The organism is Lentzea atacamensis (genome assembly GCF_003269295.1).
Taxonomy (GTDB): Bacteria; Actinomycetota; Actinomycetes; order Mycobacteriales; family Pseudonocardiaceae; genus Lentzea; species Lentzea atacamensis.
In genome coordinates, this window is the sequence record NZ_QLTT01000006.1 from 570374 (window position 1) to 590308 (window position 19935).

22 protein-coding genes are annotated in these 19935 nt (G+C 69.0%); 8 read left to right on the forward strand and 14 right to left on the reverse strand.

The annotated features are described in order from the left end of the window. The first annotated feature begins 61 nt into the window (after nucleotides 1-61). From C8D87_RS28585 to C8D87_RS28600, 4 genes are read left to right on the forward strand one after another with little or no spacing between them, the layout of a single operon-like run. The gene (locus C8D87_RS28585) at nucleotides 62-742 is read left to right on the forward strand and encodes a response regulator transcription factor (protein ID WP_112229017.1); all 681 of its coding nucleotides are present in this window, start codon (nucleotides 62-64) and stop codon (nucleotides 740-742) included. Continuing rightward, the gene (locus C8D87_RS28590; RefSeq protein WP_112229018.1) at nucleotides 739-2112 is read left to right on the forward strand and encodes an ATP-binding protein; all 1374 of its coding nucleotides are present in this window, start codon (nucleotides 739-741) and stop codon (nucleotides 2110-2112) included. Before C8D87_RS28585 ends, C8D87_RS28590 begins: the two co-directional genes overlap by 4 nt. Further along, nucleotides 2109-2618 (forward strand): GerMN domain-containing protein, encoded by a 510-nt coding sequence (locus C8D87_RS28595; RefSeq protein WP_112229019.1) that lies wholly within the window; start codon nucleotides 2109-2111, stop codon nucleotides 2616-2618. The genes C8D87_RS28590 and C8D87_RS28595 overlap by 4 nt, the downstream gene beginning before the upstream one ends. Before the next feature lie 9 nt (nucleotides 2619-2627). Next, complete coding sequence (locus C8D87_RS28600; protein ID WP_112229020.1) at nucleotides 2628-3590, forward strand: o-succinylbenzoate synthase; 963 nt, start codon at nucleotides 2628-2630, stop codon at nucleotides 3588-3590. Here C8D87_RS28600 and C8D87_RS28605 read toward each other — a convergent pair. The 8 genes from C8D87_RS28605 to C8D87_RS28640 form a co-directional block, all read right to left on the reverse strand. Beyond that, complete coding sequence (locus tag C8D87_RS28605) at nucleotides 3544-4641, reverse strand: CapA family protein (RefSeq protein WP_109633117.1); 1098 nt, start codon at nucleotides 4639-4641, stop codon at nucleotides 3544-3546. The two genes, C8D87_RS28600 and C8D87_RS28605, sit on opposite strands and share 47 nt — an antisense overlap. A 23-nt stretch (nucleotides 4642-4664) precedes the next feature. Further along, nucleotides 4665-5261, reverse strand: coding sequence for an SRPBCC family protein (locus tag C8D87_RS28610; RefSeq protein ID WP_109631594.1), 597 nt, complete (start codon nucleotides 5259-5261; stop codon nucleotides 4665-4667). Then, nucleotides 5258-6082 carry an FAD binding domain-containing protein gene (locus tag C8D87_RS28615; RefSeq protein WP_112229021.1) on the reverse strand — a complete coding sequence of 275 codons (825 nt, stop codon included), beginning with the start codon at nucleotides 6080-6082 and terminating at the stop codon, nucleotides 5258-5260. Before C8D87_RS28615 ends, C8D87_RS28610 begins: the two co-directional genes overlap by 4 nt. Beyond that, nucleotides 6079-8502, reverse strand: a complete 2424-nt coding sequence (locus C8D87_RS28620) for a xanthine dehydrogenase family protein molybdopterin-binding subunit (RefSeq protein ID WP_112229022.1) — start codon at nucleotides 8500-8502, stop codon at nucleotides 6079-6081. The genes C8D87_RS28615 and C8D87_RS28620 overlap by 4 nt, the downstream gene beginning before the upstream one ends. Continuing rightward, a complete protein-coding gene (locus tag C8D87_RS28625; RefSeq protein WP_112229076.1) occupies nucleotides 8499-9032 on the reverse strand; it encodes a (2Fe-2S)-binding protein in 534 nt (177 codons plus the stop codon). Before C8D87_RS28625 ends, C8D87_RS28620 begins: the two co-directional genes overlap by 4 nt. A gap of 80 nt (nucleotides 9033-9112) precedes the next feature. Further along, nucleotides 9113-10204 carry an XdhC family protein gene (locus C8D87_RS28630; protein WP_109631585.1) on the reverse strand — a complete coding sequence of 364 codons (1092 nt, stop codon included), beginning with the start codon at nucleotides 10202-10204 and terminating at the stop codon, nucleotides 9113-9115. Further along, nucleotides 10197-11171 carry a vWA domain-containing protein gene (locus C8D87_RS28635; protein WP_112229023.1) on the reverse strand — a complete coding sequence of 325 codons (975 nt, stop codon included), beginning with the start codon at nucleotides 11169-11171 and terminating at the stop codon, nucleotides 10197-10199. The genes C8D87_RS28630 and C8D87_RS28635 overlap by 8 nt, the downstream gene beginning before the upstream one ends. Further along, nucleotides 11168-11998, reverse strand: a complete 831-nt coding sequence (locus C8D87_RS28640; protein WP_112229024.1) for an AAA family ATPase — start codon at nucleotides 11996-11998, stop codon at nucleotides 11168-11170. The genes C8D87_RS28635 and C8D87_RS28640 overlap by 4 nt, the downstream gene beginning before the upstream one ends. Nucleotides 11999-12030: 32 nt before the next feature. On the opposite strand from C8D87_RS28640, the gene C8D87_RS28645 reads away from it, so the two are divergent. Further along, complete coding sequence (locus tag C8D87_RS28645) at nucleotides 12031-12414, forward strand: VOC family protein (protein WP_109631575.1); 384 nt, start codon at nucleotides 12031-12033, stop codon at nucleotides 12412-12414. A gap of 98 nt (nucleotides 12415-12512) precedes the next feature. Then, on the forward strand, nucleotides 12513-12743 hold the full coding sequence (locus tag C8D87_RS28650) for a PspC domain-containing protein (protein WP_112229025.1): 231 nt from the start codon (nucleotides 12513-12515) through the stop codon (nucleotides 12741-12743). Here the strand turns inward: C8D87_RS28650 and C8D87_RS28655 are convergent, their stop codons facing one another. The 5 genes from C8D87_RS28655 to C8D87_RS28675 form a co-directional block, all read right to left on the reverse strand. Then, a complete protein-coding gene (locus C8D87_RS28655; RefSeq protein ID WP_112229026.1) occupies nucleotides 12744-14111 on the reverse strand; it encodes a beta-N-acetylhexosaminidase in 1368 nt (455 codons plus the stop codon). Then, nucleotides 14108-14941, reverse strand: a complete 834-nt coding sequence (locus tag C8D87_RS28660; protein WP_233442328.1) for a carbohydrate ABC transporter permease — start codon at nucleotides 14939-14941, stop codon at nucleotides 14108-14110. The genes C8D87_RS28655 and C8D87_RS28660 overlap by 4 nt, the downstream gene beginning before the upstream one ends. Further along, entirely contained in the window at nucleotides 14938-15822 is an 885-nt protein-coding gene (locus C8D87_RS28665; RefSeq protein ID WP_112229027.1) for a carbohydrate ABC transporter permease, read from the reverse strand. The genes C8D87_RS28660 and C8D87_RS28665 overlap by 4 nt, the downstream gene beginning before the upstream one ends. Before the next feature lie 2 nt (nucleotides 15823-15824). Then, a complete protein-coding gene (locus C8D87_RS28670) occupies nucleotides 15825-17102 on the reverse strand; it encodes an extracellular solute-binding protein (protein WP_109631559.1) in 1278 nt (425 codons plus the stop codon). Nucleotides 17103-17181: 79 nt separating this feature from the next. Beyond that, the gene (locus tag C8D87_RS28675) at nucleotides 17182-17841 is read right to left on the reverse strand and encodes a copper homeostasis protein CutC (protein WP_112229028.1); all 660 of its coding nucleotides are present in this window, start codon (nucleotides 17839-17841) and stop codon (nucleotides 17182-17184) included. A gap of 366 nt (nucleotides 17842-18207) precedes the next feature. Between C8D87_RS28675 and C8D87_RS28680 the strand changes: the two genes are divergently transcribed. Continuing rightward, entirely contained in the window at nucleotides 18208-18813 is a 606-nt protein-coding gene (locus tag C8D87_RS28680) for an RNA polymerase sigma factor (protein WP_109631551.1), read from the forward strand. A gap of 5 nt (nucleotides 18814-18818) precedes the next feature. After that, complete coding sequence (locus tag C8D87_RS28685) at nucleotides 18819-19295, forward strand: carboxypeptidase regulatory-like domain-containing protein (RefSeq protein WP_170154779.1); 477 nt, start codon at nucleotides 18819-18821, stop codon at nucleotides 19293-19295. Nucleotides 19296-19722: 427 nt separating this feature from the next. On the opposite strand, the gene C8D87_RS28690 is transcribed toward C8D87_RS28685, so the two are convergent. Continuing rightward, nucleotides 19723-19935 (reverse strand): HNH endonuclease signature motif containing protein (locus C8D87_RS28690; protein WP_146771895.1); only part of this gene is annotated, 213 nt, incomplete at its 5' end.

Here is a 19935-nt window from a genome sequence, read left to right on the forward strand (position 1 = left end):
GTTACGCAACGATGACGCGGCAAGGACGTCCTCATGAGACCCGCCGGGAAAGCTGGAGGTCATGCCGCGCGTACTGCTGATCGAGGACGACGAGGCGGTCCGGGAGGGCCTGTCGCTCGCCCTGACCTACCAGGGACACACCGTGGACGCGGTGCGCACGGGCGAGGAGGGTCTCGAACTGCTGATGAGCGTCGCACCCGACGTCGTGGTGCTCGATCTGATGCTGCCCGGCGTGGACGGGTTCGAGGTGTGCCGGCGTATCCGCGCGTCCGGCGATCTGCCGATCATCATGCTGACCGCGCGCAACGACGACATCGACGTGGTGGCTGGTCTTGAGGCCGGCGCCGACGACTACGTGGCCAAGCCCGCGCAGGCACGCGTGCTGGAGGCCCGGATCCGCGCCGTGCTGCGGCGGTCGTCCGTGACGGCACCCGAGGTCGTGGCCGAACGCCACGGCGACCTGACGATCGACCGCGAAGGGCTCGTGGTGACGCGGCTCGGCCGGCCGGTGTCGCTGGCGCCGACGGAGCTGCGGTTGCTGCTGGAGCTGTCGTCGTCGCCGGGCCGGGTGATGTCGCGGCAGCAGCTGCTGGAGTCGGTGTGGGACCAGGGTTACCTCGGCGACTCGCGGCTGGTCGACGCGTGCGTGCAGCGGCTGCGGTCGAAGATCGAGGACGACCCGGCGGCGCCGCTCTACGTCCAGACCGTGCGTGGCTTCGGCTACCGCTTCGGGCCGCTGTGACGCTGCGTCTGCGGCTGCTGCTCGCTTTCGCCTTCCTGAGCGTCGTGACCGCGGTGGCGGTGGCGGGCGCCGGCTACGTGCGGGCGCGCGACGCGATCGTGCAGCGCGCCCAGGACAACGCGGTCATCGAGACCACGACCCGGATCGAGCAGCTGTACCCGCTGCCCGCCCGGCCACCTGACGCTCTGGCGCTGGAACGCATCGCCGGGAAGGTCTCCGGGCGTGAGGGGTCGGCCCTCGCTCGAGCCAACGGTGTCTCCGCGGGCTCGATGGACTCTTCGGTGATCACCCCCGAACTGCGGTCCCTGGTGTCGGCCGGGCGGGTGGGCTGGCAACGGGTGCCGTACGCGGGCGGCGTGTGGCTCGTGGTGGGCATGCAGATGCGGGTCTCCGGCGGTGGGTCGTCCGGTATCGAGGTGTACGTGCTGCGGCCGTTCACCTCTGAGATCCAGGTCGTCGACGAACTCGCGCGCAACGCGTGGCTGATCGGCGGCGCGGGGCTGGTGCTGGCGCTGGCGATGGGGTTCCTGGCGGCACGCGGGGTGCTGCGGCCGGTCAGGGACCTGCGGATGGCGGCATGGCGGCTCGGTCAGGGCGACCTGACCGCGCGGGTGCCGGTGCGGGGAAGGGACGAGCTGGCGTCGGTGGCCACGACGTTCAACAGCACGGCCGCCTCGCTGGAACACCACGTCGGTGAGCTGCGGCGGATGGAGGCCGACGCGCGGCGGTTCGTGGCCGACGTGTCGCACGAGCTGCGCACGCCGCTGGCCGCGATGACCGCGGTGACCGACGTGCTGGACGCCGAGACGGCCGCACTGCCCGGCGTCGCGGGCCAGGCGGCCCGGCTGGTGAACCGCGAGACGCAGAACCTCACCCGGCTGGTCAACGACCTGATCGAGGTGACGCGGTTCGACTCGGGGACGGCGGCGCTGGCGCTGGACGACGTCGACGTGGCCGAGGTGGTGTCGCGGACGCTGCGGATGCGCGGGTTCGAGGTGACGGCGACGCTGCCTTCCGGGGTGCGGGCGCGGCTGGATCCGCGCCGGCTGGACGTGATCGTGGCGAACCTGGTCGGAAACGCCCTGCGGCACGGAGCGCCGCCGGTGTCGGTGCGGCTGTCGGTGGTGGAGTCGTCGCTGGTGATCGAGGTCGCGGACTCCGGGCCGGGGCTGCCGGAGGACGTGCTGCCGCACGTGTTCGCGCGGTTCTACAAGGCCGATTCGGCGCGCGGGCGGTCGGAGGGGTCCGGGCTCGGGCTGGCGATCGCGTGGGAGAACGCGCGGCTGCACGGCGGCACGCTGATCGCGGCGAACCGGCCTGGTGGCGGCGCGTTGTTCACGCTGCGGGTGCCGCTGGAGGGTGAGCGGTGAGGACGAAAGATGTCGGTGCTGCCTGGGAGAATGAAAACAGGGGGACCCCCTGGAGGGGACCCCTGCGTCAGCTTGCGGTCGCCGTTCTCCTCGTCGTCTCCGGCTGCGGCATCCGGCCGACCGACCCGATCCCCGGCCTCGAAGCGCCGAGCGGTCCCGTCGAGAACATCTCGCCCGCGCTCTACTGGGTGGCCGCGGGCAAGGTCGTCGCGGTCAACCGCCCGCAGGGCAGCCTGAGCGGGTACGACGTCGTCGCCCTGCTCGCCCAGGGACCCACCAACGCCGAGCAGAGCCTCGGCCTCAGCACCGAGGTCCCGTTCGACGCCGCACCCGCGACGGTCGACCGCGTGGCCGGCGGCCTCGACGTCAACCTGTCCACCGACGTCTCGCTGCTCAGCAGGACCGCGGTCCAGCAGATCGTGTGCACGTTGCTCGGCATCCAGGCCGTCGGCACCGTGAACCTGCGGGGTGGCGGCCATTCGCTGGAGTCCCAGAAGTGCGCTTGAATCGGCGTCGTGCACGTCTACTCCATACCGCTGCGCTCCCGGTTCCGCGGCATCACGCAGCGCACGGGTCTGCTGTTCGAGGGACCGGCCGGGTGGGGCGAGTTCTGCCCGTTCGAGGAGTACGACGACGACGAGTCCATGCCGTGGCTGGCCTGCGCTCTCGAAGCCGCGAACGAGGGCTGGCCGGCGCCGGTTCGCGACCGCGTCCCGGTCAACTGCACGGTGCCGGTCGTCAGCCCCGGGAAGGCGCACGAGATCGTCAGCAGGTCGGGTTGCTCGACCGCCAAGGTCAAGGTCGCCGAGTCCACGCTCGCGGACGACTGCGCACGGCTTGAGGCGGTGCGGGATGCGCTCGGGCCGAGTGGGTTCGTGCGGGTCGACGCCAACATGATGTGGGACGTCGACACGGCCGTCGCCGCGATCAAAGCCATGGACAAGGCCGCGGGCGGGCTCCAGTACGTGGAACAGCCGTGTCGCACGCTGGAGGAACTGGCTGCGGTCCGCCGGAAGGTGGGTGTGCCGATCGCCGCGGACGAGTCGATCCGCAAGGCCGAGGATCCGCTCAAGGTGGCCGTGTCCGGTGCCGCGGACATCGCGGTGATCAAGGTGACGCCACTCGGCGGCGTCCGGAAGGCACTCGAGGTCGCCGAGGCGTGCGGGCTGCCGTGCGTGGTGTCGTCGGCACTGGAGACGTCGGTCGGGATGGCGGCCGGGATCGCGTTGGCGGCGGCACTCCCGGAGCTCGACCACGCGTGCGGCCTCGCGACGCTGTCGTTGTTCGAGGGCGACGTCACGAGTGACTCGCTCGTGCCGGTCGACGGGTATCTGCCGGTGCTCACGAAGGCCCCCGTGCCCGACCGGGTCGCGGAGTTCGAGACCGCCGACAAAACCTGGACCGAGCGTTACGAGCGGGTGCTGGCCAAGCTCACGGCTTCCCCCTCGTCAAGCCCTGACCGTTCGCTCCCAGGCTGAACACGATGCCCTCGGTCCGGGTGATCGCCTGAGTCCGTCGCTCGGTGGCAGGCACCCGAGTCAGATCCACCAGCCGGATCGGCGGCCCCAGCTCGACCAGCGTCGGCGTGTAGGAGGCCTCGACCACGTTCCACCCCTCAGGCCCCTGCTCGAACTTGAACCGCGCGATCACCCCTTCCTCGGTGACGCCACGCGGCTCGGCGTGCCGGGCCACCTCGTTCCCGAGCCCGTACGCGACCCACTTCTTGCCGATCTTCTCGAACGGCTGCACCACGTGGACGTGCGTGCCGATGATCAGGTCCAGCGCCGGGTCAGCGAGCAGCTGGCGAGCGAGCGCCTTCTGCTCCTCTGTCGCCGCGTGCTGGTACTCGTTGCCCCACTGCACCGACAGGACGACGACCTCGGCGCCCGCCTCACGCGCCTTGCGGGCGTCGGCCAGGATCTTCTGAGCGTTGATCTGGTTCGCGCGCCACGGCTGGGGCAGCGGGATGCCGTTGAAGCCGTAGGTGAACGACAGCTGGGCCACCTTCACCCCGCCCGCGTCGAGGATCAGCGGCGCGGCGGCTTCCTCAGGCGTGCGGAACGAGCCGGTGTGCTTCAGGCCGACGGCGTCCATCGCGTCCAGCGTCGTCTGGATCGCCGAGACACCGCGGTCGAGCGTGTGGTTCGAGGCGGTGGAGCACGAGTCGTAACCCACGTCGACCAGGCCTTTCGCCACCTCGGGCGGCGCGAGGAACGAGGGATAGCCGAAGAACGGCCCCTCCTTCTTCCCCAGCGGCACCTCGAGGTGGCACAGCGACAGGTCGGCCTTCAGCGTGTCCTTGATGCCCGAGAACAACGGCAGGAAGTCGCGTCCTGCCGCACCGCCGTCGGCCACTGCCTGGTCGGTCAGCGCCGGGTGGATCAGGATGTCGCCGCCCGCGGTCAGCGTGAACGACCGCGGCGGTGGCGGGCCGGACGAGGTCGGCGAGGAGGGCGTGAGCGGTGCGGAGGTGATGACCACCGGCGAGCCCGTGCACGCGGACAGCGCGAAACCGGTGGCCAGCGCCAAGGCCGGCCACCGGACCACACGCCTCAGCGCTGCCGCCTGCGTCGCAGGACCACGAACAGCACGACCGCCAGCACGGCGGCCGCGACGGGCAGCACGCGCTTCAGTACCGGTACGCCTGCGGTGTCGATCAGGTCGATCGGCTCGTCGGGGACCACTCGGAGATGCTGCTGTTGCGCCACCTCGTCAGGATCCACTGAACCCAGCGTGCTCGCCAGGCATTCCGCGAACTGGTCGACGAGCTTGCCGCTGACCTCGGAAATCAGGCCGCGACCGAGTTGGGCGGGACGGCCGGTGACGGCCAGCTCGGTTTCGATCTCGACCGATTCGCCGACCTGGAACGTCACCACGGCGGAGGCGGTGCCGTTGCCGCGGGTGTCCTTGCCCGCGGCTTTCAGAACGGCGCGGCGCAGCACCGGGTCGATCTCCACGAACTCGCCGCTGCCCCGGTACAGCAGCTGCACCGGGCCGAGCCTGACCTTCACCTCCCCGCTGAACGTCTTGCCGTCGACCGAGGTCAGCGAGGCGCCCGGCAAGCACGGGGCCACGCGTTCCGGGTCGATCAACGCCTCCCAGACCTCCTCGGCCGGGGCAGGCGACACGAACGAGTGCGTCAGCTTCATCCCGCTACCGCCGCCGTCAGCGCACGCCCGGTCAGCACCCGAGCCAGGTTGTCCTTGTAACCGTCGCCCGCCGACGCCCGCAGAGCCGCCTCCGCGATCGCCTCGGCGGTGGCCGGCTGGCCGACCAGGGCGGATTCCACGTCGACAGCACGCACCGGTCCGGCACCGACGTTCGTCAGGCCGACCCGAGCGGCGGCAATCGTGCCGCCGCGCACCTGCACCGCCGCCGCGACAGCGACGATCGACCACGCCTGCGCCACCCGGTTGAGCTTCTCGTAGTGCGCGCCCCAGCCCGGGTACTTCGGCACCCGGACGTCGGTCAGGATCTCGCCGGGAGCCACCGCCGTCTCGAAGTAGCCTGCGAAGAACTCGGAGGCGGGCACCTCACGACGGCCGTCCGGACCGGCGATGATCATCACCGCGTCCAGGGCAAGGGCAGGTGCGAGCAGGTCACCCGCCGGGTCCGCGTGGCACAGCGAGCCGCCGAACGTGCCGCGGTGACGGACCTGCGGATCGGCGACCGTGTCCGTGGCCAGCTTCAGGAGCAACGCGTGGTCGTGGATCAGGTGGTCGCGCTGCACCTCGTAGTGCGTGGTCATGGCACCGATGAGCAACGAGTCGCCGGCGTCGTGCACGCCCGTCAGCTCGGTCAGCCCGCTGATGTCGATCAGCGCCGTGGGCGCCGCCAGCCGCATGCGCAGCACCGGCACGAGCGACTGCCCGCCCGCGATGATCTTGGCGTCCTCACCCTCCTCGGCAAGCATCCGCACCGCTTCATCCACAGTGGACGGACAGAGGTACTTGAACTCCGCCGGGATCATTGCTGTCCTCCCTGCGAATCGATGGAGCCGAGCCCGCCGGCGGCCGGCGTCGACGCGTCCGCGGACCCGCCCTGCAGCGCCGTCCAGACGCGTTCCGGCGACAGCGGCATCTCGATGTCGCGCACGCCGAGGTGCCGCACGGCGTCCAGGACGCTGTTCACCACCGCGGGTGTCGAGGCGATCGTGCCCGCCTCGCCGACTCCCTTGACGCCCAACGGGTTCGTCGTCGCCGGCGTCGAGGTGCGGGTCGTGATGAACGACGGCAGATCGGCCGCCGATGGCACGAGGTAATCCGCGAAAGTGGCCGTCGTCAGCGTGCCCGTCTCGTCGTGGATGGCCTCCTCGAACAACGCCTGCGCGATGCCTTGGGCCAGTCCACCGTGCACCTGGCCGTCGACGATCAACGGGTTCACCACGGTGCCGACGTCGTCGACCGCCACGTAGGACCGGATCTTGACCATACCGGTCTCGGTGTCGACTTCCGTTGCGCACAAGTGGGTTCCGTGCGGGAACGAGAAGTTGTCCGGGTCGAACGTGGCATCGGCGTCCATGCCGGGTTCCATGCCCTCGGGCAGGTCGTGCGCCACGTGCGCGGCCAGCACGACATCGCCCAACGTGCGCGCGGTCGACGTGCCACGTACGGAGAAGGACCCGGAAGCGAACTCCACGTCCGCCTCGTCGCACTCCATCATGTGTGCGGCCAGCTTGCGCGCCTTGGCGAGCACCTTGTCCGCCGCATGCACCAAAGCCGTGCCACCGACGGACAACGAGCGCGAGCCGTAGCTGTCCATGCCCTTGTGCGACGAGGCCGTGTCGCCGTGCAGCACCTCGACGTCCTCGAACGGGACACCGAGCCGGTCGGCGACGATCTGCGACCACACCGTCTCGTGACCCTGCCCGTGCGGCGAGGTTCCGGTGATCACCTCGACCTTGCCGGTGGGCAGCATGCGGATCGACGCGGTCTCCCAACCGCCCGCGGCATAACGCAAAGCACCCAGCACCCTGGACGGCGCGAGGCCGCACATCTCGGTGTAGGTGGAGATTCCGATGCCGAGCTGCACCGCGGAACCGTCAGCGCGCCGCCGTTCCTGCTCCTCGCGCAGCTCCTCGTACCCGAACAGCTCCATCGCGCGAGCGGTCGCGGCCTCGTAGTTGCCGGAGTCGTAGGTCATGCCGGCGACCGTGGTGAACGGGAACTCCTCGTGCTTGATCCAGTTCATCTCGCGGATCTTCATCGGGTCCATGCCCAGCTCGACCGCGAGCTCGTCCATCATCCGCTCGATCGCGAACGTGGCCTCCGGCCGTCCCGCACCGCGATAGGCGTCCGTGGGCACCTTGTTCGTGAACACGTTGGTGCACACGAACCGGTAGGCCGCGAACTTGTAGATCGCGTTGTACATGAACGCACCGAGGATCGGGATGCCCGGCGACACCAGCCGCAGGTACGCGCCCATGTCGGCGAGCAGCTCGACCTTCAGGCCGGTGACCGTGCCGTCGCGGCGGGCGGCCAGCGTGATCTTCTGGATCTGGTCGCGGCCGTGGTGCGCGGACATCATCGACTCGGTGCGAGTCTCGGTCCACTTCACCGGACGGCCCATCCTGCGCGCGGCCAGCAGGCAGAGCAGCTCTTCCGGGGTGACCTGGAGCTTGCCGCCGAACCCGCCGCCGACGTCCGGGGCGATCACGCGGATCTTGTGCTCGGCGATGTCCGTGGTGGCCGAGAGCATCCAGCGCAGGATGTGCGGGATCTGCGTGGCGGACCAGATGGTGAACATGTCGGCGCTCGGGTCCACGACGACGGATCGCGGTTCCATGAACGACGGGATCAGCCGCTGCTGCCGGAACGTCCGCTCCAGCACGACCTCGGCGTTGGCGATCTCGTCCTCGACGTTGGTGCCACTCCCCGCTTCCGCGGAGTCGTAAACCCAGGTGGCGCACTTGTTCGTGCCGAGATCCGGGTGCACCAGGTCGTGGTCATCGACGGCCTCCGCCAGGTCGAGCACGACCGGTAGCTCGTCGTAGTCGACGTCGATCGCGGCCAGCGCGTCGGCGGCGCGGTACGCGTTGTCGGCGATCACCAGCGCGACGGCCTCGCCGGCGAAGTTGACCTGGTCCACGGCCATCGCGGGCGCCGGCGGCGACTTCATGTCCGCGGTGATCGGCCACGCACAGGGCAGCGAGCCCTGTTCGGCGGCGAAGTCCTCACCGGTGAGCACCAGTGCCACACCGGGCATCGCGGTGGCGCGGCTGCAGTCGATGTTGCGGATGCGGGCGTGCGCGACGGGGCTGCGCAGCACTGCCATGTGGAGCATGCCGGTCAGCTGGATGTTGTCGGTCCACCTGGTCTGACCGGTGATGAGGCGGGCGTCTTCCTTGCGGAGCCGGGGCTTGCCGACTTCCGGTTCTGCGGTGGCGGTCATTCGCCACCTACCGGTTGTTTGGAGGTCACGTGCTCATCGCTGTGCTGTTCCATCTTCGGACCGGCGCCAGGACGCATCCGGTGTGCGGCGTCCTGGACCGCGCGGACGATGTTCTGGTAGCCCGTGCAGCGGCAGAGGTTGCCCTCCAGTCCTTTCCGCACGGTCTCGTCGTCGGGATCCGACTCGTCGGCGAGCAGGTCGATCGCCTGCATGATCATGCCGGGCGTGCAGAAGCCGCACTGGAGCGCGTGGTTGTTGCGGAACGCCTCCTGCACCGGGTGCAGCCTGCCGTCGCGGGCGAGGCCTTCGATCGTGGTGATCTCGTGCCCGTTCGCCTGCACGGCGAACATCTGGCACGACTTGATGCTGTGACCGTCGAGGTGCACCGTGCAGGCCCCGCAGTTGCCGGTGTCGCAGCCGACGACCGTGCCGGTCCTGCCCAGCCGCTCACGCAGGTAGTGGACGAGGAGCAGCCGGGGTTCGACCTCGTCGGCGTAAGTCACTCCGTCGACGTTGACCGAGATCTTCATGAACCCTCCCAGGGGGTGGTGGGCCATTGGTGACGAGGGTCACTTCAGCCTCCTCCCTGTTCGGGGGTTCAACAACCCGATCAGTGGTGGATCGGTTCACCAAGGTCGACCAGCCGCTTGCCAGTTCCCTTCCACCGCAAGGAAATGATCTCGGCGGCGATCGACACCGCGGTCTCCTCCGGCGTCCTGGCACCCAGATCCAGGCCGATCGGCGAGGCCAGAGCCTTCAGCTCGCTCTCGGTCAAACCCGCCTCCCGCAACCGTTGCAGCCGATCTTCGTGCGTCCGGCGGGATCCCATCGCGCCGACGTAGCCGACCTTGAGCCGCAACGCGACCTCCAGCAGCGGCACGTCGAACTTGGGATCATGGGTCAGCACCGCGATCACCGTGCGTTCGTCCAATGTGGACGCTTCTCGTTCGAGATACCGGTGCGGCCAGTCCACTACGACCTCGTCCGCCTCCGGGAAACGGCTGCGTGTGGCGAACACCGGTCGCGCATCGCAGACCGTCACGCGGTAGCCGAGGAACGCGCCGAGCCTCGCCATCGAGGCCGCGAAGTCGATCGCGCCGAACACGAGCATGCGCGCGGGTGGCTCGAAGGAGTTCACGAACACGCTCATGCCCTCGCCACGCCGCTGGCCGTCCGGGCCGTACCGCAGCACTCCACTGCGGCCACTCGCGAGCATGCCGCGCGCGTCGTCGGTGACCGCGTCGTCCGCCCTGCTGGAGCCGAGGGATCCGGCGCGCCGGTCCGGCCAGACGACCATGCGGCGGCCGATGCCGTCCGGGTGTTCGATGACGGTCGCGACCGCTACCGGCTGCTCGGCCCTGACCGTCTCCACCACCTCGCCGAGCTGTGGAAACGTCTCGGCATTGATCTTCTCTACGAAGATGTCGATGATCCCGCCGCAGGTCAGCCCTACCGAGAACGCGTCGTCGTCGCTCACCCCGTAGCGCTGCAGAACCGGTGTGCCGGTGGACTGCGCGAGGTCGTAGACGGCGCCCTCGACGCAGCCGCCGGACACGCTGCCGATCGCCTCGCCGTCCTGCGTCACCAGCATCGCGGCACCTGCCGGTCGGGGTGCCGAGCTGAAGGTCGCGACCACCGTGCCGACGCCAACCGTCTCGCCCTTGCCCACCCGGTCCGCGAGGTCGAACAGGACATCACGCATGGCGCACTTCCTTCAGCAGTTCTTCCAGCGCGTGCACGCTGTGGCCGGCAATCATCGTGTCGACGTGCGGAAGCGCTGCCACCACGCCGGTCTGCACCGGCCGGTAGCCGGGCTTGCCCGCGTGCGGGTTGGCCCAGATGACCTTGTGACTCACCCGTCTCATCCTCGCCATCTCGTTCGCCAGCAGGGTCGGGTCACCACGTTCCCAGCCGTCGCTGAACAGCACGACCACCGCGCCTCGTTGCCGCCACTGCTGGTTGAACCGCCGCAGCGCCTCACCGAGCCGCGTGCCGCCCTCGTAGTCCTGGATGGTCCGGCCGGCGGCTTTCAACGCCCGTTCGGGGTCGCGTTCCCTCAGCTGGCGGGTCACGCGGGTGAGCCTGGTGCCGATCGTGCGGACCTCGACCGGCATGGCGTGCGCGACGACGTGCGCGAACCGCAGCAACGCGTCGGAATAGGCGGCCATCGAGCCGGAGACGTCGATCAACAGCACGAGCCTGCGCGCCTTCACACCCCGGCGCCGGTGCCGTGGCAACGCGATCTCGCCGCCGATCTCGATCATCGCGCGCACGGTTCTGGCCAGGTCGATTGGGCCGCGGCGGGCTTTCCGGAGGCGCCGCGACCGCCTGCGTGGCGGGAGCGGCTTCAGGCGAGCGATCAACGGTGCCGCGTTGAACTCGGAAATGTCCTTGTGGCGCAGCACTTCCACCTCGGAGGCCGCGACGCCGACGGTGACGGCGTCGAGTTCGATCGTGCCGCGCGGCCGGGGTGGGCTGCCGCCGAAGTAGGCGCGGTAGGCGGCGTCGTAGCGCGGCAGGTCGTCCGGGTCGGCGCACAGGGTGAGGCGACCGGCCCAGTAGAGGTCGACGTGCGCGGTGGCCCGCAGATAGGCCTGGACGCGGTCCGGCCCGCACTGCAGCCCGGCGCCCCGCAGGACGCGCGTGAACCCCACGCAGGCTTCCGTCACCCCACGATTGTGCTCCCGATGACCCGCTCCGCGTCCTCCCGGTACTTCAGCACGGCACCGAGGGTCGTCACGTCCGGTTCGGTGCGCCCGAGCGCCTGCAGCGCCCGTGCCCAGTCCAGCGACTCCGCGACACCGGGCGGCTTCAGCAGGTCGAGCCCGCGCATCTGCCCGACGGCCTCGGCGACCTGCCGCGCGAGCCGTTCGTCGAGGCCGGGCAGGGTGCGGCGCAGGATCGCGACCTCGCGCTCGATGCTCGGGTGCTCCAGCCAGTGGTAGAGGCAGCGGCGCTTCAACGCGTCGTGCACCTCGCGGGTCCGGTTCGAGGTCAGCACGGTCAGCGGTGGCGTCGAGGCCCTGATCTCGCCGAACTCCGGGATGCTGACCGCGTGCTCGGAGAGGACTTCGAGGAGGAACGCCTCGAACTCGTCGTCCGCCCGGTCGATCTCGTCGACGAGCAGCACGCACGGCGCGTTCTCCAGCGCCTGGAGCAACGGCCGGGCCAGCAGGAACCGTCGCGTGTAGAGGGAAGCCTCGTCCACCTCGCCGCGGGTTTCGAGGACGCGCAGGTGCATGAGCTGGCGCGGGTAGTCCCAGTCGTACAGCGCCTGGGTGGCGTCGATGCCCTCGTGACACTGCAGCCGGATGAGCGGGATGTCCATGGCCTTGGCCAGTGCCAGCGCGAGCGAGGTCTTGCCGGTGCCGGGTTCGCCTTCGAGGAACAGCGGCCGCCCCATCCGGACCGCGAGGAACGCCGCCGTGGCGATTCCGCCGTCCGGCAGGTACCCCGCGCGGTCGAGCCCTGACGCCAGTTCCTCAGGGGACTCCATACCACTCAGATTAGGCCCTTTAAGGTGGGCTCATGGGGTCGGTGAGGCAGGTACAGGTCACGTTCGACTGCGCGGAACCCGTGCGCGTCGGCAAGTTCTGGTGCGAGGTGCTGGGGTACGTCGGGCCGGATGAGCACGACGACTCGTGGTACGCGGCCAGTGATCCCTCCGGGGTGGGCCCGCGGCTGTACTTCCAGCGCGTGCCCGAGGGCAAGATCGTCAAGAACCGGGTGCACCTCGACGTGCGGGTGGGCACTGGACTGGTGGGCGAGGAGCGCCTCGCCGCGCTCGAGGCCGAGTGCGCACGACTGGTCCCGCTCGGAGCGGTGCGCGGGCAGCTGCTGCTCGCCGATGGCGAGAACGAGTCGTGCCTCAACATGCAGGACGTCGAGGGCAACGAGTTCTGTCTCGACTGACACATCTTTCGGGGGCCCTGAGAGCCGAGCCCGGAATCAGGGTCGGGTTCCGGGTGGTCACCGATGTGCGGGACGTTCGTCTCGACGAATCTTGAGCCATGACGAACAACGTGCTCAACGAAGCGACGAGTCAGGTCAAGAAGCTCCGCCGCAGCCGGAGCGACAAGATGATCGCCGGTGTCTGCGGTGGCGTGGCCAGGATGATCGGGGTGGACGCCGCGATCCTGCGGATCATCCTGGTGGCGGCGACGCTGCTCGGGTTCGGCACCGGAGCGATCCTCTACGTCGCCGCCTGGATCCTCATGCCCGAGGAAGACGCTGCGATGTGATCACCGTGGAAAACCGGGAACACCGGGGAGTCGTTGCCAGGGGTGGGGTCCGCTGAGGGGCCGGTACTCCACCCCGAGGGCATCGAGCCTGGGCAGATGGTGCTCCGCCAGCCGTGCCACGAAGTCCGGATCCTTCTCCGCCGGTGACCACATGACCTCGGCGAACGCGGCCAGCCTCGGGAACGCCGCGTAGTCCACCCGCCGGGCGGAGTCCAGGTGCTCGGTCCAGATGTTCGCCTGCGCCCCCAGCAACCGTCCGGGTTCTTCACCCGTGAGCCCGGCAGGCACCGGATCCCACGCGTAGACGTCCTCCAGCGTGGTCACGGTCCCCACCGGAATCGGCTCGTCCGGTGAGTCGGACTGCCGGTAGTCCAGATAGACGTGCTGCTCCGGACACATCACCACGTCGTGGCCCTCGCGCATCGCCGTGACGCCGCCCTCGACACCGCGCCACGAGGCGACGATCGTGCCGACCGGCAGCGGACCCGACTCCAGGATCTCGTCCCACCCGTACGGCCGCCGCCCGCTGCGCACGATGTGCCGCGCGATCGCCCGCACCAGCTCGCCGTCGTGGCCGGGAGCCTCGTCGCCGCCGAGCCCGATGATCTCGCCGGGGAACACGTCCATCAGCTCGTCGAACACGGTCCGAAAGAAGTCCACAGTGGACTCTTCGGTGTTCAGCACGCGTTCGTTGATGCCCCAGTCCGTCCACACGCCGCCGCCGTGCAGGCCCAGCTCGGGATACGCCGCGATGGCCGCCTGCGAGTGGCCGGGGATGTCGATCTCGGGAATCACGACGACGTGCCGCGCCCGTGCGTACTCGACGACCTCCCGCAGGTCGTCCTGCGTGTAGAAACCGCCGTGCGGGCGGCCCGCCATCCCGCCGGAGCGCCGGTCGCCGAACCGCGAGTCCTCCCGCCACGCGCCGACCTCCGTGAGCTTCGGGTAGCGCTTCACCTCGAAGCGCCAGCCCTGGTCGTCGGTGAGGTGCAGGTGCAGGACGTTGAGCTTGTGCACGGACAACAGCTCGACGTACCGCAGCACCTCCCGTTTGGGCAGGAAGTGCCGCGCCACGTCCAGCATCACGCCACGCCAGGCGAACCGCGGGTGGTCGACGATCTCGCACGCCGGGATGACGGACGGTCTCTCGCCCGCCGCCCGGAACGCCTGCGCGCCCAGCAGCTGCCGCAGGGTCTGCAGCGCGTTCATCTCGCCGGCCGCGTCGTGCGCCTCGATCAGCACGCCGTCGTCGGACGACAGCAGGCGATAGCCGCCGGGCGGCCCGTCGACGAGAACCGTTTCCCAGCCCCGGTACTCACACAGCCTGCCGCCGTCCACACAGGACACCGGGCGCGGGAGGAGGTTCATCCCTTCACCGCCCCTGCCAGTCCGGACATCAGGCGGCGCTGCACCAGCATGAAGAAGATCAGCACCGGGATCGTCATCAGGGTGGAGCCCGCCATGATCGCGCCCCAATCGTTCTGGTCGGGTTTGACGAACACCTGAAGAGCCAGCGGCAGGGTCTGGTTCTCCACGGCCGAGATGATGAACGTCTTGGCGAACAGGAAGTCGTTCCAGGCGTGGATGAACGACAGCACGGACGTCGCGACCAGGCCCGGCGCCACCAGCGGGAACAGCACCTGCCAGAGGAACCGGAACCGCGAGGCGCCGTCCAGGGTCGCGGCCTCCTCCAGCTCCACCGGCACCGCGGCGACGAACCCGCGCAGCATCCAGATCGCGAACGGCAGGCTGAACGCCAGGTGCACCAGCACGAGTGAGCCGAGGTGGTTGAGGCCGAACGCCGGCACGGAGTCGCCGACCGACCGCATCAGGAAGAACAGCGGCACCGTCAACGCCTCGACCGGCACCATCTGCACGACCAGCAGCATGATCAGCAGCGTGGTGCGGCTGCGGAACCGGAAGCGGGTCAGCGCGGTCGCGGCGAGGAACGAGATCAGGATGCTCAGCGCCACCACGATCAACGCGACGACCACGCTGTTCAGGAAGTAGCGCCCGAAGTTCGCGACGGTCAGCGCCCGCGTGAAGCTGTCCAGCGTGGGCCGGGTCGTCCACGGCACCGGGTCGGCCGAGATGATCTCGTCCTCCGGCTTGAACGCGCTCAGCACCATCCAGAACAGCGGAAACGCCACCACTCCCGCGATGACGAGGACGAACCCCTCGGTCAGCCAGCGCTTCACAGAGCCTCCCCCGACCGCCGCAGCGCGCGGAGGTAGAACAGCGTGATCACCAGCAGCAGCACGGTCATCACGACACCGATCGCCGCGCCCAGCCCGTACTCCGACGCCGCGAACGCCTGCTGGTAGGCGTAGACGTTGAGCACGAGGTTGCGCCCGGCGATGCCGCCGCCGTTGGTCATCACGTAGATCTGCGTGAACACCTTGAAGTCCCAGATGATCGACTGGATCGTCACCACGAGGATGATCGGCCGCAGCAACGGCAGGGTGACGCTCCACGCCGTGCGGAACGCCGACGCGCCGTCCAGTGCCGCGGCCTCCAGCACCTCGCCGGGGATCGCCTTGATGCCCGCGTAGAGCGTCACCATGACGAACGGGAACGAGCACCAGATCACCTGAGCCGCAACGAGTCCGAACGCGGTCCACTTGTCGAACGTCCAGGAGAAGCCCTGGATGCCGAGAACCTCGTTGACGAACCCGAAGTTCGCGTCGAACAGGAAGAGCCAGATCGTCGACCCGGCGACGGCGGGTGTGGACCACGCGCCGAGCGCCGCCAGGAACAACGTCATCCGCACCCACGTCCTGACCGTCGTGGCCAGGATCGCGAGGAAAGCGCCCACGATCAGCGTGCCGACCACGCAGACCGCCGCGAAGGCGACGGTCTGCCCGAGCACCGTCCAGAACTGCTGGTTCCCCAGCAGGTTCTGGTAGTTGCCGAGGCCCAGGAAGGTGAGCGGCGCGCCACCGCTCACCTGCTCCTGGCCGTAGTCGTAGAGCGAGATGAGCACCAACTGGTAGATCGGGTAGGCCAGCAGGCCCGCCAGCACCAGCAGCGCTGGGGTCAGGTAGGCGAACGCGGTCCGCCCCTGACCTCTGGCCGTCATGCTCACGATGCGAAAGCCGCGTTCATCGTCTGGGCGGCGCTCGCGGCGGCCGCGTCGACGTTCTTCGCGCCGGTGACGACCTCCTGGATCATCGTCGGCAGCACGGTCTGCGCCTCGATCTTCGCCCACGCCGGGGTGACGGGAACGAACTTCGTGCCGGACTGCAGGGTCTTCGTGAACGGCTCCAGGAACTTGTCGGAGTCGCTGACCTGCTTCTGCACGTCGCTGAACGTCGGCAGGTTGCCCATCGCCGTGTACATCTTCTGCTGGTACTTCTTCGACGCGAGCAGCTGCACGAACTCGTTCGCGAGCGTCTTGCGCTGCGTGCCCTTCATGACGCCCAGCAGGTTGCCGCCGGCGAACGCGGGCGCGATCGAACCCGCGGTCTTGCCGGGCAGCGGCACCACCGCGTACTTGCCTGCCGCACTCGACGCGTCCACGGACTTCCGGTTGAAGTCGCCGCCGATGGTCATCGCGGCCTTGCCGGCGCGGAACGCCTCGACGCTCGCGTCACCGCCGTTGCCCGCGCAGGTGGCGGGCGGGCAGATGTCGTCCTTGATCAGCTCGGCGTACTTGGCGACACCGGCCTTGGCCTCGGCGCTGTCGATGGTGGCGGTGAACTTGCCGCCGTCCTGTTTGGCGATCTCGCCGCCGTTGGCCCAGATGAACGGCAGCGCGGCGAACAGGTACTTGCCGCCGGCGGAGATGCCGATGAGCTCGGGCTTGCGCTGCCTGATCTGGCGGGCCAACGGCGCGATCTCGTCCAGCGTCGCCGGCGGCTTGAGGCCGAGCTCGGCGAAGACGTCAGTGCGGTAGTAGAGCGCGCGGACGCCCACGAACCACGGCACGCCGTAGGTCTTGCCGTCGACCTTGGCCGTGTCGAGGATCGTCGGGACCAGGTCCTTGGACTCGCTCCAACCGTTGAGGTCGAGCTCGGAGAAGCCGCCGGCGGAGACGTAGCCCGCGAGGTCGGTGTTGCCGAACTCGGCGACGTCCGGCGCGCTCTTCGGGTCGCTGAAGGCGGCCTTGAAGCGTTCCGCCCTGCTCGACACCTGGATGTACTGCACGTCGACGGTGACGCCGTTGTGCTTGCCCTGGAACTCGGAGATCGCCTCCTTGACCACGGCTTCTTTGGGACCGCGGTTGACCTCGTCGAACAGCCAGACCCGCAGTTGCCCGGTCTTCTCGTCGGTGCTGGTGTTCGTCGGTCCGGACTGCACCGGTGCGCAGGCGACCACCGCGCCCACGCCCAGCACGGCCACGAGTGTCTTCAGCCTCATCGCACCCTCCGCATTGCACATGTTGCAACGGCCATTTCACGGGAAGCAACGTGACTGTAGAACGGTCTGGGTCAAGGGTCTAGACCAGACGGTTGACCCATTCCCGAACCGATGCCATCTCGACCGGCGACTCCCAGCCCGCCGGGCGGACAGCGCTGCCGACGTGGAAGCCCGTCACGCCCGCTGCCAGCAGTTCCGGCACGTGGTGCTGCTGGAGACCACCACCGACGAGCAGTGCGGGAGGCGCCTGGGCGACGAGTTCCTTCAGGTTCCCGAGACCGTCCTCGACGCCCTTCGGACTGCCGGCGGCGAGGACCGTGTCGCAGCCGAGCGTCTTCACGATCCCCCACGAACGGAAGACGTCGTTGGAGTTGTCGAGCGCTCGGTGGAACGTCCACGCGCAGCCCTCCAGCTCGGCGACGAGGTTCAGCGTGACACCCTCGTCGATCTCACCCCCGGCGTCGAGGAAGCCGAGGACGAACTCCGTGGCGCCGGCTTCACGCAGCTCCCAGGCCTGCCTGCGCAGCTGCTTGAGGTTGCCGGGCGCGAACCCCTTGGCGTCCCTGAGCATCACGCGAATGGGAAGGTCGGTGCTGTTCCGCACCTCTTTGAAGGTGGCGATCGACGGGGTGAGGCCGTCGGAGGCCATGTCCGAGACCAGCTCCAGCCGGTGCGCGCCACCCTCCTGGGCAGCCTCGGCGTCCTTCGCGTTCAGTGCGATCACTTCGAGAATCGGCATGGTCTAGACCATATCGGCCACTGGAACACGGCTGCTGAATGTGCTTTCGCGAATTCGGAGCCGCGCCGCCGATTCGTGCGTCAGAAGCTGTATCCAGTCGCCTGAGTTCCGCTCTTTCTGTGTGAGCGCTTTGTTCAGGCGTGGAGCTCGCGTCAGCCGGTTCGAGGGGTGCCGGCTGGCGCGGCTCCCACCATGGCGGCCCGTGATGCGGAGGGGGAATCACGGGCCGCTGGCGTGCCCAGGAAAGATGAGGTCGGCTGCGGCGGTGATACTGGTCCAATCGAGTGAATTTTGTATCTACCGCTCAGTTAGCCCTTCATGAGTTGGCGGACGGCGCTGACAGGGCGGCCGATCGGAGGTGCTGGCGTGGACGAGCTGCACACGGCGGATGACCGTCCGCCGTGGGACGGACTTGAGGGCACCGAACGGCACGCGGTGTGTGTGGCAGCCGCGCGCGAAGGCAACCGCGACGCACTGGACGTCCTGGTGACCGAGCTGACCCCACTGCTGTGGCACGTAGCCCGCGGCCAGGGCCTGGACAGGGCCGCCGCGGAAGACGTCGTGCAGACCGTGTGGCTCGCGTTCTTGAAGAACATCGAGAACATCAACGAGCCCAAAGCCCTGGTCGGCTACCTGGTGGTCACAACGAGGCGTGAAGCACGCCGAACCTGGACACCCAACAAGCGTGAGACGCACCTGTCCGACGAATACGCCGAACAACTCGAGTCCGACACCGGCCTGCCCGAGGACGTGACGCTGATGGACGACCGCGACCGCAGGCTGTGGCTCGCGTTCGGCCGGCTGACCACCAGGTGCCAGGAACTGCTCCGGCTCACCGTGCTCGCGGGGCGCGCCGAGTACCGGGCAGTCGCCGAGGCCCTCGCCATGCCCCACGGCAGCATCGGTCCGACCAGGGGACGGTGCCTGACACTGCTGCGCAACTACCTGGAGACGGAAGGAGGATCGCGGTGAACGAGATCGACCCGCGCGACGACCGCAGGGGCCTTGAGGACACCGCAGTCCTCTCCGAGTTGAACAGGCTCGTCGACGAACTGGACCCGCCACCGGCCGACCTGGTGGACCGCGTGAAGTTCGCGATCGCTTTGGAATCCCTGGACGTGGAAGTCGCCCGGTGGGAGCGTGCCGGGTCGTTCGCCGGAGTGCGGGGCGGCCAGACCGGCACCATCACGTTCACCGTGGACAATCTGACGTTGATGGTGAACTTCACCTCCACCGGGTCCCGCCACCGGATCGACGGATGGCTGGTTCCCGCCGGGGAGCACACGGTCGAGGTCCGAGTCGCCGACCACAAGTCCTCGTGCACTCGTGCGGACGACGGCGGGCGGTTCGTGCTGCCCGACGTGCCGGCCGGAACCACCCAGATCCTGGTGCACCTGGTGGATTCGCGCGGGGAGCCCGGGCGCACCGTGGTCACGCCGACGATCATGCTGTGAGTTTGTGGCGGTGTTGACTGGGGTTTCTGGGGTTTGCGGCGGTAGGGCTTTGCGGCGGTTGAGCTTGTAGGTGGTCGGCACCGTGCGGGGGTCGGCTTGCTTTGGCTGGTTCGGGTTCCAGCGGAGGGGTCGCCAATGCGGGTTCGGCGCCTTCCAGCGTGCTTGCTTGGGCTTTGACGAGCCGGGCCATTTCATCGCAGCTTCGCGACGATGGCGATTGGGTGCGGGAGTTACGGGTTGGACGGTGTGGCATTGCCCTGTCCGGCTCGGCTTCGGCTTTGAGGTTGCTTCCGGGTCCTCGGTTTCGCCATTCGCGATTGTTCCGGGAACCTCGGCATCGCCTTTACCGTTGTTGCCAGGCCTCGAACCCGCCTTGCCTTTGCCGCGCGCCGGGTTTTCGGCGCGCGGCGGTGTCGCCGACCCAGTATCAGGCGGCGGTGTGGATGAGGTTGCGTCTGGGTTTTCGCAGCGGGTCCAGCCAGCGCGGCGGATAGAACACCGGCACTCCCTGCACCATCGTCACGGTCCACCCGCTGCGATGAATCAGCCGGTGGTGATGGCGGCAGAGCAGGACGCCGTTGTCGATGGAGGTGTCGCCGCCGTCGGCCCAGTGGTGGATGTGGTGGGCGTCGCAATGCTT